General features: G+C 56.0%; 17 protein-coding genes. 3 read left to right on the forward strand and 14 right to left on the reverse strand.

Features of this window, described 5'->3' with window-relative positions:
• Positions 1–6: 6 nt before the first annotated feature.
• The 4 genes from prfB to xerD all read right to left on the reverse strand — a co-directional run bounded on the left by prfB (position 7) and on the right by xerD (position 4,636).
• A protein-coding gene (prfB, locus tag N6G83_RS39115) for a peptide chain release factor 2 (protein ID WP_098929871.1) occupies positions 7–1,105 on the reverse strand; the annotation gives its coding sequence in 2 pieces (ribosomal slippage) (positions 7–1,029 and positions 1,031–1,105; 1,098 coding nt in all).
• A gap of 150 nt (positions 1,106–1,255) precedes the next feature.
• Positions 1,256–2,989, reverse strand: a complete 1,734-nt coding sequence (gene recJ, locus N6G83_RS39120) for a single-stranded-DNA-specific exonuclease RecJ (RefSeq protein WP_024530769.1) — start codon at positions 2,987–2,989, stop codon at positions 1,256–1,258.
• A 6-nt stretch (positions 2,990–2,995) separates the two neighbouring features.
• Positions 2,996–3,709 carry a bifunctional protein-disulfide isomerase/oxidoreductase DsbC gene (gene dsbC / locus N6G83_RS39125; RefSeq protein ID WP_024530768.1) on the reverse strand — a complete coding sequence of 238 codons (714 nt, stop codon included), beginning with the start codon at positions 3,707–3,709 and terminating at the stop codon, positions 2,996–2,998.
• A gap of 27 nt (positions 3,710–3,736) precedes the next feature.
• Entirely contained in the window at positions 3,737–4,636 is a 900-nt protein-coding gene (xerD, locus tag N6G83_RS39130; RefSeq protein ID WP_021179811.1) for a site-specific tyrosine recombinase XerD, read from the reverse strand.
• Between the two features lie 137 nt (positions 4,637–4,773).
• Here xerD and fldB point away from each other — a divergent pair, with 137 nt between their 5' ends.
• Entirely contained in the window at positions 4,774–5,292 is a 519-nt protein-coding gene (gene fldB / locus N6G83_RS39135) for a flavodoxin FldB (RefSeq protein WP_021179810.1), read from the forward strand.
• Between the two features lie 35 nt (positions 5,293–5,327).
• Here the strand turns inward: fldB and creD are convergent, their stop codons facing one another.
• From creD to sdhE, 5 genes are all read right to left on the reverse strand, one after another.
• Positions 5,328–6,716 (reverse strand): cell envelope integrity protein CreD, encoded by a 1,389-nt coding sequence (gene creD / locus N6G83_RS39140; RefSeq protein WP_211135949.1) that lies wholly within the window; start codon positions 6,714–6,716, stop codon positions 5,328–5,330.
• A 103-nt stretch (positions 6,717–6,819) separates the two neighbouring features.
• Positions 6,820–8,238: a two-component system sensor histidine kinase CreC gene (creC, locus tag N6G83_RS39145; RefSeq protein WP_211135950.1), complete on the reverse strand. Its 1,419-nt coding sequence runs from the start codon at positions 8,236–8,238 to the stop codon at positions 6,820–6,822.
• Entirely contained in the window at positions 8,235–8,930 is a 696-nt protein-coding gene (gene creB / locus N6G83_RS39150) for a two-component system response regulator CreB (RefSeq protein WP_211135951.1), read from the reverse strand. The genes creC and creB overlap by 4 nt, the downstream gene beginning before the upstream one ends.
• Positions 8,930–9,352, reverse strand: a complete 423-nt coding sequence (locus N6G83_RS39155) for a protein YgfX (protein WP_024530764.1) — start codon at positions 9,350–9,352, stop codon at positions 8,930–8,932. Before N6G83_RS39155 ends, creB begins: the two co-directional genes overlap by 1 nt.
• Positions 9,333–9,599, reverse strand: a complete 267-nt coding sequence (gene sdhE / locus N6G83_RS39160; RefSeq protein WP_024530763.1) for an FAD assembly factor SdhE — start codon at positions 9,597–9,599, stop codon at positions 9,333–9,335. The genes N6G83_RS39155 and sdhE overlap by 20 nt, the downstream gene beginning before the upstream one ends.
• A 300-nt stretch (positions 9,600–9,899) precedes the next feature.
• Between sdhE and ygfZ the strand changes: the two genes are divergently transcribed.
• Positions 9,900–10,892, forward strand: a complete 993-nt coding sequence (gene ygfZ / locus N6G83_RS39165) for a tRNA-modifying protein YgfZ (RefSeq protein ID WP_074029782.1) — start codon at positions 9,900–9,902, stop codon at positions 10,890–10,892.
• 39 nt (positions 10,893–10,931) lie between these two features.
• On the opposite strand, the gene N6G83_RS39170 is transcribed toward ygfZ, so the two are convergent.
• Both N6G83_RS39170 and trhA read right to left on the reverse strand, forming a co-directional pair.
• On the reverse strand, positions 10,932–11,429 hold the full coding sequence (locus N6G83_RS39170; RefSeq protein WP_021179803.1) for a DUF2165 family protein: 498 nt from the start codon (positions 11,427–11,429) through the stop codon (positions 10,932–10,934).
• 231 nt (positions 11,430–11,660) lie between these two features.
• Positions 11,661–12,335: a PAQR family membrane homeostasis protein TrhA gene (trhA, locus tag N6G83_RS39175; protein ID WP_024530761.1), complete on the reverse strand. Its 675-nt coding sequence runs from the start codon at positions 12,333–12,335 to the stop codon at positions 11,661–11,663.
• Positions 12,336–12,570: 235 nt separating this feature from the next.
• Between trhA and N6G83_RS39180 the strand changes: the two genes are divergently transcribed.
• The gene (locus N6G83_RS39180) at positions 12,571–13,179 is read left to right on the forward strand and encodes an HD domain-containing protein (protein WP_024530760.1); all 609 of its coding nucleotides are present in this window, start codon (positions 12,571–12,573) and stop codon (positions 13,177–13,179) included.
• 184 nt (positions 13,180–13,363) lie between these two features.
• On the opposite strand, the gene N6G83_RS39185 is transcribed toward N6G83_RS39180, so the two are convergent.
• The 3 genes from N6G83_RS39185 to gcvH form a co-directional block, all read right to left on the reverse strand.
• A complete protein-coding gene (locus tag N6G83_RS39185; protein WP_024530759.1) occupies positions 13,364–14,110 on the reverse strand; it encodes an SDR family oxidoreductase in 747 nt (248 codons plus the stop codon).
• Positions 14,111–14,282: 172 nt separating this feature from the next.
• Complete coding sequence (gene gcvP / locus N6G83_RS39190) at positions 14,283–17,162, reverse strand: aminomethyl-transferring glycine dehydrogenase (RefSeq protein ID WP_211135952.1); 2,880 nt, start codon at positions 17,160–17,162, stop codon at positions 14,283–14,285.
• An 86-nt stretch (positions 17,163–17,248) separates the two neighbouring features.
• On the reverse strand, positions 17,249–17,635 hold the full coding sequence (gene gcvH / locus N6G83_RS39195) for a glycine cleavage system protein GcvH (protein WP_074029724.1): 387 nt from the start codon (positions 17,633–17,635) through the stop codon (positions 17,249–17,251).
• Between the last annotated feature and the right edge of the window lie 9 nt (positions 17,636–17,644).

Here is a 17,644-nt window from a genome sequence, read left to right on the forward strand (position 1 = left end):
TGTTCCTCATAACCCGGCTTTCAAACTTGCCTCAATGAATTTATCCAGGTCGCCATCCAGTACGGCCTGCGTATTACGTGTTTCGACGTTGGTGCGCAAATCCTTGATGCGGGAATCATCCAGCACGTAAGATCGGATTTGGCTGCCCCAGCCGATATCGGACTTGTTGTCTTCCAGCATTTGCTTGTCAGCATTTTTCTTTTGCATCTCGTATTCATACAGCTTGGCGCGCAGCTGTTTGAATGCCTGATCCTTGTTCTTATGCTGAGAGCGATCGTTCTGGCACTGCACCACAATGTTGGTTGGCAAGTGGGTAATACGCACCGCCGACTCGGTTTTGTTAACGTGCTGACCACCGGCACCGGAGGCGCGGTAAACGTCAATGCGCAGATCGGCCGGGTTGATTTCGATATCGATATCGTCATCCACTTCCGGATAGATAAATACGGAACTGAAGGAGGTATGGCGACGGCCACCGGAGTCGAATGGGCTCTTGCGTACCAGGCGATGCACGCCGGTTTCAGTACGTAACCAGCCAAACGCGTAGTCGCCGATAATCTTGATGGTTGCCGATTTCAGGCCCGCGACGTCGCCGTCGGACTCTTCAATCACTTCCGTTTTAAAACCTTTGGATTCCGCCCAACGCAGGTACATGCGCAGCAGCATGCTGGCCCAGTCCTGTGCTTCGGTGCCGCCGGAACCTGCCTGGATATCCAGGTAGCAGTCCGCGCTATCATATTCACCAGAGAACATACGACGGAATTCTAGTTGTTCCAGCTTGGCGCTCAGTTGATCGAGCTCAACCACGGTCTCGTTAAAGGTGTCTTCGTCTTCCGCCTCGACCGCCAGTTCCAGCAGGCCCGTGACGTCTTCACAGCCTTGTTCCAGCTGATCGATGGTTTCAACAATGGCTTCCAGCGACGAGCGCTCTTTGCCTAATGCCTGTGCGCGTTCAGGTTCGTTCCAAACGTCCGGCTGTTCCAGCTCGGCGTTAACTTCTTCTAAGCGTTCTTTCTTGGCATCATAGTCAAAGATACCCCCTGAGAACGGCTGTCCGCTCGGACACATCCTGAATGCGGTTTTTTACCGGATTAATTTCAAACATGATTTTTTGCGTTCTTACGTTGATGTCGTCGATGGCGAAATGCCATTGGAACCGGTAATTCTAGCGGATCCAGTCGCCAGTTTATAGCGAGTTGGTCAGTTTTTGTGGGGGATTGAGATTAGGGCACCCGCAGGTGCCCTGATAAACCGGTTAACGCGGCCAGAGGTGTTGAATTAGCAACTGCACATTACGGTTGCCACGGAACTCATTCACGTCCAGCTTATACGCCAGTTCCACTTCTTTGATGCTGCTATCTGGCCACTGCGTGGTATCGATGTTGAAGGCGATGCCGTCCAGCAATGGGCCACCACCGAGCGGTTCGATCATCAGCTTCAGGTGTTTTTCGCCCACCAGCCGCTGCTGCAGGATACGGAACTTGCCGTCAAAGGTTGGCTCAGGAAACGCCTGCCCCCACGGCCCGCCCTCACGCAGAAGTTCTGCGGTGGTCAGGGTCAGTTCTTGCATCATCAGTTCGCCGTCCGACCAGATCACGCCTTCCAGCATGGCGGGATCTAGCCATTCGCCGACCAGTTCGCCAAAACGCTGGCGAAACTCGTCAAACTTGGCCTCCTCCAACGACAAGCCCGCCGCCATCGCATGGCCGCCGAACTTCATCATCAGCCCAGGATTCAGGGTATCGAGCCGCTCCAGCGCATCACGCATATGCAACCCGGCCACCGAGCGGCCAGAGCCTTTCAGAATGCCGTCGCCCGCAGGGGCAAAGGCGATCACCGGGCGATGGAAACGCTCTTTGATACGCGACGCCAGAATGCCCACCACGCCCTGATGCCACTCCGGGTGATACATCGCCAACCCGTAAGGCAGTTCAGTGGTCGTGCGTTCCAGTTGATCGCACAGCTCCAGCGCTTCCACCTGCATCCCCTGCTCAATCTCACGCCGGGTCTGGTTGAGCGCATCGAGATCGTTGGCCAGCATACGCGCCTGGGCAATATCGTCGCTCAACAGCATGGCTACGCCGATCGACATATCGTCCAGCCGCCCTGCCGCGTTCAGCCGTGGCCCAAGGGCAAAGCCGAGATCGCTGGCGGCCAATTGCCGCGCATCGCGGTTGGCCACCTCCAGCAAAGCGCGGATACCTGGCCGACACTTGCCAGCCCGGATGCGGTTCAGCCCCTGATACACCAGAATACGGTTGTTGGCATCCAGCGGCACCACGTCTGCCACCGTGCCCAATGCCACCAGATCCAGTAATTCGGCCAAATTAGGCATAGCCAGCGCACGCTGTTCGAACCAGCCGCTGTCACGCAGCTTGGCCCGCAACGCCAACATCAGATAGAAGGCAACGCCAACACCAGCCAGGGATTTGGAGGGAAAATCGCAGTCACGCAGGTTCGGGTTAACGATCGCCTCTGCCGCAGGCAGCGTATCGCCCGGCAGATGGTGATCGGTGACCAGCACCTGTATTCCCAAGCCGTGCGCAACGTCTACACCCGCATGAGAAGAGATGCCGTTATCGACCGTAACGATCAGCTCGGCCCCCCGAGCCGCCGCCTGTTCCACCACTTCGGGGCTCAGGCCATAGCCATCCTCAAAACGGTTGGGCACCAGATATTCGATGGAGCTACAGCCCATGCTACGCAAGGCCAGCACCGTCAGGGCGGTACTGGTGGCACCATCTGCATCAAAGTCGCCCACCACCATGATGCGACGGCCATCGGCCAGTGCCTGCTGCAATATCGCTACCGCAGCATCGATACCGCTCAACTGTTGCCAAGGCAACATGCCCTTGACGCTACGCTCCAGTTCCTGTTCACCCTTAACTCCGCGCAACGCGTATAAGCGACGCAACAGGGGGGGCAGGCTGGCGGGTAAATGGCTGGCATCTGCCGCCTCGCGGCGGCGTAATTGGGTTTTAATACTCACCGTAACTTATTTCGTGGCTGCGGAGGCTGCATGCGCATCCAACATCGCGGCCATCTCTTTCGGCCCTTGGTAGCCAGGGACAACCATGCCGTTTTTCAACACGATAGCCGGAGTACCGTTGATACCAAACTGTACGCCCAGTGCATAATGCTGGCTGATATCGGTTTTGCAGGTCGCCGGAGACACTGCGTCGCCCTTCATGGCGGCATCAAAGGCTTTAGCACGGTCTGCGGTACACCAGATGGAACGCATATCTTTCTCTGCCTGAGATTCCAGGCCCTGACGCGGGAACGCCAGATAGCGCACGGTGATCCCCAGATCGTTGTACTCTTTCATCTGCTCGTGCAGCTTGTGGCAATAGCCACAGGTGATATCGGTAAACACGGTGATCACGTGTTTCTCTTTCGCCGCTTTGTAGACGATCATCTGATCTTTCAGCGCTTCCAGACGGGTCATCAACAGTTGATTAGTCACGTTGACCGGCTCACCGCCGCTGACGTCAAACAGCGGCCCTTGCAGCACGTGTTTGCCATCTTCCGTCACATACAGCGTGCCGCCTTCGGTCAATACGGTTTTCAAACCAGCGACCGGCGAGGGTTGCACGTCTGCCTGCTTAATGCCCAGGCTACCTAGTGCTTTCTGAATAGCTGCATCGTCAGCATGGGCCGCGCCGGTAACCGAGGCCACCAGCAGGGAGAGCAGCATTAAACCTTTTTTCATTCTTCCAATCCTTTCGATCCCTGCGCGTCAGGCGCGCGGGTGATGCTGTTGATGTAGCTGTTTCAATCTTTCAGTGGCTACATGAGTATAAATTTGTGTGGTTGAGAGGTCGCTATGCCCCAATAACATCTGTACGACACGAAGATCGGCCCCATGGTTCAGTAAATGGGTGGCGAAAGCATGGCGCAGCACATGCGGAGACAGCCGTTCGCTGTCGATACCCGCTAGGATCGCATAGTGTTTAATCCGATGCCAGAACGTCTGGCGGGTCATTTGCTGGCTGCGGTTGCTGGGAAACAGCACATCCAGCGTCTGGCCGTTCAGCATCCAGGGCCTGCCGTGTTCCAGATAATTTTCGATCCAGTACACCGCTTCTTCGCCCAACGGCACCAGGCGCTCTTTGTTGCCTTTACCGATCACCCGCACCACGCCCTGGCGCAGGCTGACATCGCTGATGGTCAACCCCACCAGCTCCGACACGCGCAAGCCGGTGGCATACAACACCTCGAGCATAGCCTTGTCACGCAGCTCCAACGGTTGATCGACGCAAGGCGCCTGTAGCAAGGCCTCAACCTGCGCTTCGCTCAGATCCTTGGGTAACCGCTGCGGTAATTTGGGCGAGGCCAGCAACGCGGTGGGGTCATCCGCCCGCATTTTTTCACGGTTGAGATATTGGAACAGGCGGCGCATCGCGCTTAACAACCTGGCTGAGCTGGTCGCTTTGTATCCTCCCTCTACCCGTTCGGCGAGAAAGGCCTGTAAGTCCAGAGCTTCGGCCTGTAAAAGGCTGCGGTTGTTGAGAGCCAGCCAACCGGCCAGCGCCTGTAAATCGAGCCGATAAGAGGCCAGCGTATTCTCTGCCAGATTGCGTTCGATCCACAACGCATCCAGGAATTGCTCAATCAGCGCACTGTCTTGCTGTTGCACGCGGTCCCCTCCTCATTATCTTCATACCCAATGGATTTCAAGCTGCAGCTTGAAAGACGACGGGTATATGCCACAGGCATTATGCCTTAAGGTATACTCGTTGCAATTCTACACACGGCATTATAAACGGTTTAAATATGAAGATTGGTCTGTTTTACGGCTCCAGCACCTGCTACACCGAGATGGCGGCAGAAAAAATCCGTGAGATTCTGGGTGAAGACCTGGTCGACCTGCACAACCTGAAAGACGTTTCTCCCAAGCTGATGGAAGACTATTCCATCCTGATCCTGGGTATTCCAACCTGGGATTTTGGTGAGCTGCAAGAGGATTGGGAAGCGATCTGGCCGCAACTGACTGAACTAGACCTGAAAGGCAAGATCGTCGCCATGTACGGGATGGGCGATCAGTTGGGTTATGGCGAATGGTTCCTGGATGCGCTGGGGATGTTGCACGACCAGCTTGCCCCGCAGGGCGTGCAGTTTATCGGTTTCTGGCCGATTGACGGGTTTGAATTCACCAGCCCCAAACCGCTCAGCGCCGACGGCAAACACTTTGTTGGCCTGGCGCTGGATGAGGTGAACCAGTACGATCTGAGCGAAGAACGCCTGCAACAGTGGTGTGAACAGATCCTGCTGGAAATGGAACCGCTGCTGTAACGAAATTGGGCGCGATATCGCGCCCAACAAAGTCCTTATTTCCACAACCTGAAACGGCTCTCGCCATTACTGGCTGGCGTGTCAGCGGTTTCTGGCTCAGCAGCGTTGCCCTTCAAGCGAGCCGGGTCGGCCACCTGATACCAGTCCAGTTTACGCGTCAGCAGCATAATGCCTGCCAGCACCCCGAACAGCAGCACCGAACCTAATACCAGCGCGTTATCTTCCGACTGCAACAGCATATACAGAATGCCATACAGCAGGAGCAGACTGGCGGCGAACAGCATGCCACGGCGCATCCCACGCAGCACGGCGCTGAGGTAGAAGGCAATCAGTCCACTACAGGCCACGCTTGCCAGCAGGTAGGCTACGTCGAATCCCAGATGTTCCGAGAAAGCCAGCAGGATCAGGTAGAACAGCACCAGCGCCGCCCCCACCAACAGATACTGGATCGGGTGTACCCGCAGCCCGGTCAGGGTTTCGAACAGGAAGAACGCCATAAACGTCAGCCCCAGGAACAGCACCGCATACTTCACCGCTCGCTCGGTCAATTGATAGTGATCGACCGGTTCGATCAGGCTGGTCGTGAAGGTCGGCAGCTTTTCCTCTTCCATAATGCCGTTGTCATACATGAAAGCACTATTGATATTGTTGGCAAACCAGGTGCTGCGCCAGCGGGCAGAGAAGCCTTTATCGGTCACCTTGCGCTCATCCGGCAGGAAGTTGCCGAGGAAGTTCGGGTGCGGCCAGTTGCTTTGTAATAGCAGCTCGGAACTGCGCCCTACCGGTACCAAAGACAAGCTGCTGGTCCCTGCCAGGTTCAGTGTGAAATCCGCCGTCAGCCCTTCTTTCTGCAACGAGGCCAGGGCCAGCGGTGCATGGATCCCCTGAGAAAGCCCGCTGACCAAAGTACCCGGTTCAAACTTGGCCTGCTGTTGAATGCCGTTGAGGGCAGAGATGCTTTTGATACCACGAGAATCGCTTAATGACAGCATCAGGAAGGGTTGGCCGACCGTAATGTTGCTATGCTGCAAATCCTCCAGATCGGGTTGGCCGAATTTCACCTGGAAATCCAGTGGCCCCTGATACACCTGAGTCTGGTAGATACCCAGCTTGCGGATCTCAACGTTGGGCCTGCCATTCACCACCAAGGATTCGGGCAAGACAAAGCGTTGATAGCGGCTGGTCTCTATCTTGATTTCACCTTTTTCATTTTTCTTCTCTTCGCGCAAGGTGTACGGGATCACGATCACTGGCCCAAGAATACGCTGCGCCCGGCTGGTGCTTTCACTCACTTGCCCCACCACGCTCTGGCGATAGCCGCTGCGTTCCTGTACCACATCCATGAGCATGCCCACCGGGATCATCATCAGGATCATCAATCCCAGCAGGGTGGTTATTTTCCAAAACAGTACCGATTTAAACATCGTGGCAGACTCCTTGTAGGTAATGTCGCTACGATAAAGTCGGCAAGTGAAATCAGAATGTGGTTATGTGAAGAGAAGGTGAAGTGCGGACAATATGTTGTAATCAGAGGGGTAAAGTGAGGATGGCCTTCGCGCCGGTGGGTTGCAGGTTTTGCAAGCGGATGGTGCCACGATGCAGGCGCGCCACTTCCTGCACGAAGTTCAGGCCCAGGCCGCTGCTCTTGGGTTTATCTTCCCGCGCTAGGGAATAGAAGCGTTCAAACACCTTATCCAGCGCATAGTCGGGTATGCCGCTGCCAGTATCGCAAAGGGTGAGCTGGTAATGATGCTCCAACCGCTCGCCATCAATGCTAACCGAGCCACCCTCCGGGGTGAAATCCAGGGCATTATCCAACAGGTTGCTCAGCGCCTGCCCCAGTAAAAAAGCATCCCCGGTCAGCGATGCTTCCGCTAATGCCCCCAATTCAATCGTGACACCACGCTGCGCCGCCTGTGCTTCTTTGCCCGCGACAATCTGCCGGACTAACGGCACCATCGCTACCGTAGCCAGTTCCAAACCGGGCCGGCTTTCTAACTGCGCCTGCACCAACAGCTTATCGACCAATTGTTGAATGCGGGCGCTTTGCTGTTCGATGTTGGTCAAAAAGCGTTTTGCCGTCGCCGGAGGCGGTGATTCCTGCAATAGTTCCGCCGCGCCACGGATCGCCGCCAGCGGGCTTTTCAGTTCATGAGTCAGGGTATGCACATACTGTTCAATGTAAGCCTTGCCTTCCAGCTTCATGCGCATGCTTTCCAACGCTTGTGCCAGTTGGGTAAGTTCAACGCTGCCCATGCGTGGTAACGGCACCGCCTCGCCGTGCGCCACTCCGTCGGCATAACTCACCAGGCGGTTGATCGAGCGGTTAATCCACCAGACGAAGCCCAGGCCGATCGCCAGCGCAATCCCCAGCAGCACCGCGCCCGCCAGCAAAATACGCCTCTCGCTGCGGCGGATCACCGGTGCCATGGTGCTGTTGGGCTTGCCGACGCTCAACACGCCGATAATCTGCCCTTGCTCCACCACCGGTGCGGCCACGTACATCACCGAACTGCTCTCGTCATCAGCAATCGTCCGGGTACTACGCGCACCGTATTGGCCACGTAATGTCAGATAAACATCGTTCCAGCGGGAGTAATCCTGCCCCAGCGCCTGGCCTGATGAATCGAAAATCACCTTGCCGCGCCCATCGGTAAGATAGACGCGATATTCGTTACGATCTTTACGGATCCCGGCAATATTGGCCCCGATCGGCCGCTGATTTAGCTGGGCGATAGCCTGTGCCAACTGACCTTTTGCCGCATCCCCATGTCTCATATCCAGCCGCGCCACCTGTGCCAGCAAGTTGGCGGTATCCACCAGCGTGCCTTCAGTGGCACGCCGTACGCCAGGTTTGACCTCCTGCACGAAAATGCTCAGTACGAAATAGCCCGCCACCGCCACAATCAGGAAATAGCCCAACAGCAGGCGCAGGCCAATCCTCATGGCAGGCGGCTCACGCTATAGCCTAAGCCACGATGGGTATGGATTGGGGGTTCTGCGGCATCGATCGCCCGCAATTTGGCACGCAGCGTTTTGATATGGGTATCAACGGTACGATCCAGGCTCTCTTCCGCCTGGGCCCAAACGATGTCCATCAACTGCTGGCGGGAAAACACCCTGCCAGGCGCTTGCAACAGGGTTTTCAGCAACAAGAATTCATAGCGGGTCAGCGGCAACGGCTGCTGGTGGTAGCAGATCGTGGCCCCCTCTTCATCCAGGCTGAAGGCACCAAAATGATAAAGGGCAGGCTGTTGCAAGCGCTGCTGCTTGTGTAAACGCCGTAGGATCGTGCGCACACGAGCGCTGACCTCACGCGGGGAAAAGGGTTTGGCGACATAGTCATCGGCACCGATTTCCAGCCCGATCAGGCGATCGAGTTCACCGCTGCGCGCGGTAAGAAACAGGATCGGTAAATCCACCGCCTGCGCCAGCAGCCGACGGCAAAGCTCAAAACCGTTGATATCAGGCAGGCCGACGTCGAGGATCACCAATGCCGGTAAGCCCTGTGGCAAAGCCTGCAAAGCAGGCTCGCCACGATCAAACCAACGCACCTGAAAGCCTTCGCTCTCCAGGGTATAAATCAGCGTATCCGCAATGCTGGGCTCGTCTTCTACCAGCCAAAGCAGCGGTTTCATTATACGTCCTCGTCGGTAGCGGATTGTTCAAACAACAACCGCTGACGCAGTTGGCGCCAATCCGCTTTGCTCATGGAATCCGAAGCCAACCACAGCCGATGGCGTTTTTTGCCGTTGGCCTGCTGAAGCGACAGTAAAATACCGAACCCTGGCATCCAGGGCTTGTTCACCATCAGCCATTCCTGGCCATGCCACTCAATCCGGCGTTCAGCCAGCAAACGCAGTTCTCCCTGCCTGGATGCAATGCGCTTTTGGCTGCGAATGCATTCAAACACCACCAACGTCAACAGCACTAACCAGATCGGGCCATAGCCTTCCGGCCAAGGGGCGATCAGGATCAGCAAAATCAGCAGGCCGTGAGTCAGCAACGAGACTAACTGGGTACGCCAGGAAACGCGGACATCACATCGCCACTGGGCCACGGGCTTTATTTCGCGTTTGGATCAGGGACACCATTCTCTGCAGATCTTGATCCTGCGGAGCGCCATGATTCATCAGCCAGTTGAACAAATCGGGGTCGTCACATTCGAGCAAGCGGATGAATACGACCTTGTCTGCATCACTCAGCGTATCGTATTCATGTTCGAAAAACGGCATGATCGAGATATCCAACTCGCGCATGCCACGGCGGCAGGCCCAGTGAATACGTGCTTTATTATTAATATCCATGTTGTTATGACTAACCTCTTTTCGGCATGGCTTGCCATGCTCTTGGGCAACCGACACTTGGTATGGCAACGCGCGCGCAATTTAATTCCGTCAGCCAACGATTTGGGTGCAATTGGGTCTCGTTGGCCGTAAGCGCCTAGAGTAACAATTTGACATACTCGCCGGGAAGGGCGTTTACCCAACAAAACGTAAAATGTCAAAAAAAGCGCTGCCTGGTAATAACTGCTTGCAAAGCCAGCCACCTCTTTTACCATGGTAGCAACCCCAACAGGTATGCTAAACATGCAGCAGGAACCGATTATGGCGTTCAATATTCCTTTTCCACCCCGTCAACCTTCCGCCTCCTCCCATCTGCCACTGACGCTGATCTCACTGGAAGATTGGGCCATGGTGCAGTTGAGCGGGCCAGACACGGTAAAATATCTTCAGGGCCAGGTAACGGCTGATATCGACAAACTGGCGGCCGATCAACACGTGCTGTGCGGCCATTGCGATGCCAAAGGCAAAATGTGGAGCAACCTGCGTTTATTCCACCGTGGTGAAGGCTTTGCCTATCTTGAGCGCCGCAGCGTGCTGGAAAGCCAACTGGCGGAAATAAAGAAATACGCGGTGTTCTCCAAAATCACCATCGCGGCAGACAGCAATGCGGTGCTGCTGGGCCTCGCTGGCCTTGAGGCGCGGGCCGCATTAGCGAAAGTGTTTAGCACCCTGCCAGATGCAGAACATCAAGTGGTGCAAGACGGTGATACCACTTTGCTGCACTTTGCGCTGCCAGCAGAACGTTTTGTGCTGATTACCACGGCAGAAACCGCCGCTCTGCTAGCTTCCAAGCTGGAAGGACAGGCTGAGCTGAACGACAGCCGCCAATGGCTGGCACTGGATATCGAGGCCGGTTACCCGGTGATTGATGCAGCAAACAGTGCGCAGTTGATCCCTCAGGCGACCAATCTACAGGCGCTGGACGGGATCAGCTTCAGTAAAGGCTGCTATACCGGGCAGGAAATGGTGGCCCGCGCCAAGTTCCGGGGAGCCAACAAGCGTGCCCTGTACTGGCTGGAAGGTAAAGGCAGCCAGGTACCTCAGGCGGGTGACGATCTGGAGTTGAAGCTGGGTGAAAACTGGCGCCGTACCGGCACCGTGCTGGCGGCAAGCTTGCTGGCTGACGGAACACTGTGGGTGCAGGTGGTGATGAATAACGATTTGGAAGCGGACAGTGTGCTGCGCGTACGCGATGATGCCAGCAGTCAGCTCGCCATCAAGCCTCTGCCTTACTCACTGGCGGAAGAAAAGTAAGTGGTTTGGCCGCAGGCATCGCGCCTGCGGCCAGACGAGTTATTCGTCCAATTCCCCATCACGCGGCACCAGATAAATCAGCACCAGCAAAATAGTGACAAAGAAGCGGAAGGCATCGGGCACCCCGTTCCACTGTTTTGACATCCACATGCCAAACCACTCACCCCCAACTGACATAAAGGCCACCTGCCAGGTGAGGAAGCCTAACGTCAACCCTGCGATGGCAAAAGTCTTGGCCCGGTTAAAGCTGGCCGCAGGCAATTTCAGGCCGCACAGCAGGCGGATCCCCCCAATCCAACACAAAATAGCGGTAAGGGTTTCCAACGCAATAATGCCGATATATCCCACCTGATGCAGCCATGGCGACTGAATGGAACGATAGGTGATAGTGGCATCAGGGAAGATCGTATCCATCATAAAAACATGGCGTACGAAAGCGAAGTTGGTGTCGTAATCGGTGATATTGCCAAAGGCCACCAGTGAGGCAAATAGCGCGATAGCGCAAACCAGCAGGGCTTTGGATAAACGAACGATCATAGTGAAGAGTCCTGGGTAATGATTAAAGGCACCGGAAGGTGCAAATACCCCATAGATCTCAAGATGCAGGTCAGCCAGCAGCAAGCGCAGCCAACCCCCTGCGACTTGAAAGCGAGGGGTTTGGCGGGCTCAGAAATAACGCTAAGGCTTGCTGGATACCCGAAAGAAACAAGCGCCTCTTTTTAACCCAAAAGAAACGCTTTGGCAATATATCGACAACAGATGGGCAGGTTATACGTAAAGGTAGATCGCCATGAAGTGGCACACACTGCCGCCGAGCACAAAACCGTGCCAGATCGCATGGCCAAAACGGAAGCGTTTCGAGGCGTAGAAAATCACCCCTAGCGTATACACCACGCCCCCCACCGCCAGTAAAGTGACTCCACCGACGTCCAGGCGCATTGCCAACTGGTAAATCACGATCAGTGACAACCAGCCCATGGTTAGATAGGTCACCAACGACAGCACCTCAAAGCGGTGCGCAAATGCCAGTTTGAAAATCACGCCGAACAGCGCCAGCCCCCAGATCACCACCATCAACCCTCGCGCCAACGGTGAGTCCAGCCCCACCAGCAGGAACGGCGTATAGGTTCCGGCGATCAGCAGGTAGATAGCGCAGTGGTCAAATTTTTTCAGCCAGTGCTTGGCTCCCTGATGTGGAATAGCATGATACAGCGTAGAAGCCAGGTACAGCAGGATCATACTGCCGCCATACAGGCTATAACTGGTGATGGCCGTTACCCCAGCGCCGTCGTTTACCGCCTGAACCAACAGCAGCACCAGGCCGACAATCCCAAACACCAAGCCAATACCGTGGCTGATGCTGTTGGCAATTTCCTCTGCCCATGGATAAGCCGTGGCAGGCAACTGGTCTGCCCCGACTTTCACTTCGTCCTTTTTCCCCATAACGCGCAACCCCTCAAAACAACGCATATTGTGCGAATTAACTGCAAATGAGATTAACTGAGAACGATTCCAGTGTACACGTGTACGCTAAAATAAAACTGTGTACGCTTGTAACACCAAGCGAACATCGAAATCCTCAGCCTGCTGGGCTACAATCGATATGCTTTGCACCCTATGGATTTCAGTTACGGCTGAATACGGCGGGTATCCCATCATTCACCTCGAGGTTCGTACCATGTCATCCGCTGTACCCGCGTTAGACTTTGGCTCCATGACTCAAACCATCCAGTTTCTGATGGAAATCGACAAACTTAAAAGCGTGCAACGCCGTACCAAGGTGATGGGCACCCAGCGTCAGGAAAACTCGGCCGAGCACAGTTGGCACTTTGCCATTGCAGCCTTGAGCCTGGCCCCTTATGCCAGCGATGAGGTGGATATTCAGCGCGTGATCCAGATGGCTCTGCTGCACGATATCGTCGAGATCGATGCCGGTGACGTTATGGTTTACGATCTGGCGGCGCGAGCGGCGATCCACGATCAGGAAGTGGCGGCAGCAAAACGGCTGTTCGGGATGTTACCGGAACCTCAACGTGGCGTTTTCACCGATCTGTGGCAGGAGTATGAAGCAGGCGAAAGCGCCGATGCCCGCTTTGCACTGGTGCTGGATCGCTGCATGCCAATGCTGATGAACCTGCACAACGGCGGTCAGAGCTGGGTAGAGAATGATATCAGCCTGCAACAGGTACTGGACCGTAATACGATGATTGCCGATATCCATCCCGAGCTGTGGCAATATTTGGAACAGCATTTGCGGGATGCACAGCGTAAAGGCTGGCTGAAGTAATGCCCCTCACCCTAACCCTCTCCCACAGGGAGAGGGGACCTATCGAGTTCGCTGATTTCTCTGCGTAATACCCAATCTTCTTACTGCTCACTTCCCGCAGCAGTAAGGGCCAACCAAGCGCTCCGACCAACTCCCTCTCCCTGTGGGAGAGGGTCGGGGTGAGGGGACTCCGCGATTGCCGTACTTAACGCCCTCCAGCGGCTTCGATAAAACTGCCGGTGACGTAGGACGCCGCATCGGAAAGCAGCCAGGCAACAGCTTGCGCCACTTCCTCTGGCTGACCACCCCGCTGCATTGGCAACGCAGACTTCACACGATCTACCCGCCCCGGCTCTCCTCCGCTGGCATGCATCTCGGTGTAAATACAACCCGGCCTAACACAGTTGACGCGTATCCCCTGTGCCGCCACTTCCAACGCCAGACCGGTAGTCAACGTATCCACCGCCCCTTTTGACGCCGCATAGTCAATATATTCCCACGGAGCCCCAAGTCGCGACGCAGCGGAAGAAACGTTGACGATCGATCCGCCCTGCCCACCATGCCGTAGCGCCATACGCTTTACCGCTTCGCGGCAGCAGAGAAAATACCCGGTGACGTTAGTCGTCAGCACCTTATTGATCCGCTCGGCGGTGAGTTGCTCAATGCTCGCCTGTTGGAACAAAATGCCTGCGTTATTGACCAGAGCACTGATTGGCCCCAACGTGGCTTCCAGTTCGGCAAACATCGCCACTACCTCTGCTTCCTCGGCGATATCTGCCTGCAGAGCCAGTGCCTTGCCACCCTGTTGGCGGATCTGCGCCACCACTAACTCAGCAGCAGCACTATCACGCAGATAATTGACCCCCACCGCATAGCCCTGCTGAGCTAGCAATAACGCCGTCGCTCGGCCTATACCCCGGCTGGCACCGGTCACTAACACTACTTTTGTCATTACGGTTCCTTGCTGTTGAGATCAGAAGAATAGCGGGTACTCACGAGGGCAAGCCAGACAACTTGCTGCTCAAAGATAGGTTAATCAGTGAACAGCAATCGCTGCGGTGCTGCAATAAAAAAGGGACACGGCATCATGCAGTGTCCCTCGATCATCATTTTGGCAAATGGTGTTATTCGTAGTCGCTCATCGGTACGCAAGAGCAGAACAGATTACGATCGCCGTAGACATCATCCAGGCGTTTCACGCTCGGCCAGTATTTGTTCTCACGCACACCCGCTATCGGGAACACCGCCAGCTCGCGGCTGTAAGCATGCTGCCAGTCGCTGACCAATTCTGCCTGCACGTGCGGTGCGTTGACCAATGGGTTGTCTTCCAGTGGCCATTCGCCTTGCTGCACGCGGTCAATCTCGCTGCGGATCGCCAGCATCGCATCAATAAAGCGATCCAGCTCCACCTTGTTTTCCGACTCAGTCGGTTCAACCATCAGCGTGCCTGCCACCGGGAACGACATGGTCGGCGCATGGAAACCGTAGTCGATCAGGCGCTTGGCGATATCCATTTCGCTAATGCCTGTCTCTTCTTTCAGCGGGCGGATATCCAGAATACATTCGTGCGCCACGCGGTGATCGCGGCCGGTATACAGCACCGGATAAGCGTCTTTCAGGCGGGTTGCGATGTAGTTGGCATTAAGGATCGCCACCTGGCTGGCCTGCTTCAGCCCTTCCGCGCCCATCATGCGGATATACATCCAGCTGATCGGCAAGATAGAGGCGCTGCCGAACGGTGCGGCAGAAACCGCGCCCTGCTGGGTGGTGACGCCATCAATCTGTACTACGCTGTGGCCTGGAACGAACGGTGCCAGGTGAGACTTCACGCCGATAGGTCCCATGCCTGGGCCGCCACCGCCGTGAGGAATACAGAAGGTTTTATGCAGGTTGAGGTGCGATACGTCCGCGCCGATATAGCCCGGTGTGGTGATCCCCACCTGCGCGTTCATGTTGGCGCCGTCCAGGTAAACCTGGCCGCCAAACTGATGCACGATCTGGCACACTTCTCGGATGGTTTCTTCATACACGCCATGGGTTGACGGGTAGGTCACCATGATGCAGGACAGGGCTTCCCCGGCCTGCTCGGCTTTCACCCGCAGATCGTGCAGATCGATGTTGCCGTTCTTGTCACAGGCCACGACCACCACGCCCATGCCCGCCATCTGGGCAGAAGCCGGGTTGGTACCATGCGCCGAGCTTGGGATCAGGCAGATATTACGCCCTGCCTCATTGCGGCTTTCATGATAGCGGCGGATCGCCAGCAATCCGGCATATTCACCTTGAGCGCCCGAGTTAGGCTGCATGCACACCGCATCGTAACCGGTCAGTTGCACCAACCATTGAGAAAGCTGCCCAATCATCACTTGATAACCTGCGGCCTGTTCTGGTGGGCAGAACGGGTGCAGTTCAGAGAATTCAGGCCAGGTGATCGGGATCATTTCCGCAGCGGCGTTCAGCTTCATAGTGCAGGAACCCAGCGGGATCATCGCCTGATTCAGCGCCAGATCTTTACGCTCCAAACGATGCATATAGCGCATCATCTCGGTTTCGCTGTGATAGCGGTTAAACACCGGATGCGTGAGGATCGGATCTTTACGCAGCATGGCCGCCGGGATCGACTGGCTGTTTTTGCTCACGGCTGCATCCAGCGCATCAATATCCAAACCGTGGTTATCGCCTGCCAACAAGGCAAACAGCGTCTGCACATCTTCACGGGAAGTGGCTTCATCCAGCGTGATGCCGACTGCCCCGTGGATATCGGTACGCAGGTTGATGCCAAAGCCCAGCGCGCGTTCCAGCACCGCCGCCTTGTCTTTCACTTCCACGGTCAGCGTGTCGAACCAGGTTTGATGGCGCAATGTCAGACCCGCTTGTTGCAGGCCCGCGGCCAGAATATCGGTCAGGCGATGGATACGCCCGGCGATACGTTGCAGGCCTTGTGGACCATGGTACACCGCATACAGACTGGCGATATTGGCCAGCAGCACCTGCGAGGTACAGATATTCGAGTTGGCCTTTTCACGGCGGATATGTTGCTCACGGGTTTGCATCGCCATACGCAGCGCAGTATTGCCGGCAGCATCGCGAGACACCCCGATAATACGGCCAGGCATCGAGCGTTTGAATTCGTCACGGCAGGCGAAGAACGCCGCGTGTGGGCCACCGTAGCCCATTGGTACGCCAAAGCGTTGTGCAGAACCGAATACCACGTCGGCCCCTTGCTTGCCCGGTGCCGTCAGCAGCACCAGCGCCATAATATCGGCTGCCATGCTGGTGATGATTTTGCGCGTTTTCAGTTCTGCCAACAGGGCGCTGTAATCGTGCAGCTCACCGGTGGTGCCAACCTGTTGCAGCAGTACGCCAAACACGCCTTGTAGCTCCAACACCTTCGCCGGTTTGTCGACGATCACGTCAAAGCCAAAGGTTTCGGCACGGGTACGCACCACGTCCAGCGTTTGTGGGTGCACATCATCAGCCACAAAGAAGCGGTTGGCGTCTTTCAGTTTGCTGGCTCGTTTGGCCAACGCCATCGCTTCTGCGGCTGCGGTAGCTTCATCCAGCAAGGAAGCAGAAGCCAGATCCAACCCGGTCAGATCGAGAGTCAGCGTCTGGAAGTTGAGCAACGCCTCAAGACGGCCTTGTGACACTTCCGGCTGATAAGGGGTATAAGCGGTATACCAGCCTGGGTTTTCCAGCATGTTGCGCAGGATCACCGGCGGCGTCAGCACCGCGCTGTAACCCATACCGATATAGGATTTGTAGCGCTGATTCTGTGAGGCAATCGCCTTCAGTTCGGCCAGCGCCTGATGTTCCGTGGCCGCATCGCCTACCGGCGGAGGCCCTGGCAGTTGGATATCGGCTGGCACAATCTGTTGGATCAGCGCGCTGAGCGAGCGAGCGCCCACGGCTTCCAGCATCTGCTGCTGTTGCTCTGCGGAAGAGCCGATGTGGCGCTCGATGAACGCTTCGCTATGTTCAAGTTGGCTGAGTGTCTGAGTCATTGCTACAAATTCCTGAATGCTTGCGGGGGTACGGGATATAGCCTGAACTGCAAAACGCCCCACAGGGTAGTGGGGCGCGATAGTGATTATTCGTCGATGGAGGCCTGGTAAGCACCCGCATCTAGCAGCTTGTCTAGCTCTGCCGCATCGGATGCCTTGATGCGGAACAGCCAACCTTCGCCGTATGGCTCGCTGTTGACCAGCTCCGGGGAGCTTTCCAGTTCGCCGTTAACCGCGATGATCTCACCGCTGATTGGCGCATAAATATCGGAAGCGGCCTTGACCGACTCCGCAACGGCACAGTCATCACCCGCGGAAACCGTGGTGCCGACTTCCGGCAGATCGACAAAGACCATATCGCCCAGCAGTTCCTGCGCGTGTTCGGTGATACCGACAACGTATTCGCCGTTGCCTTCGTCACGCACCCACTCATGGGAGGTGGCGTATTTCAATTCTGTTGGCACATTGCTCATTGGCCTGCT

Source organism: Serratia sp. PL7, from assembly GCF_945957435.1.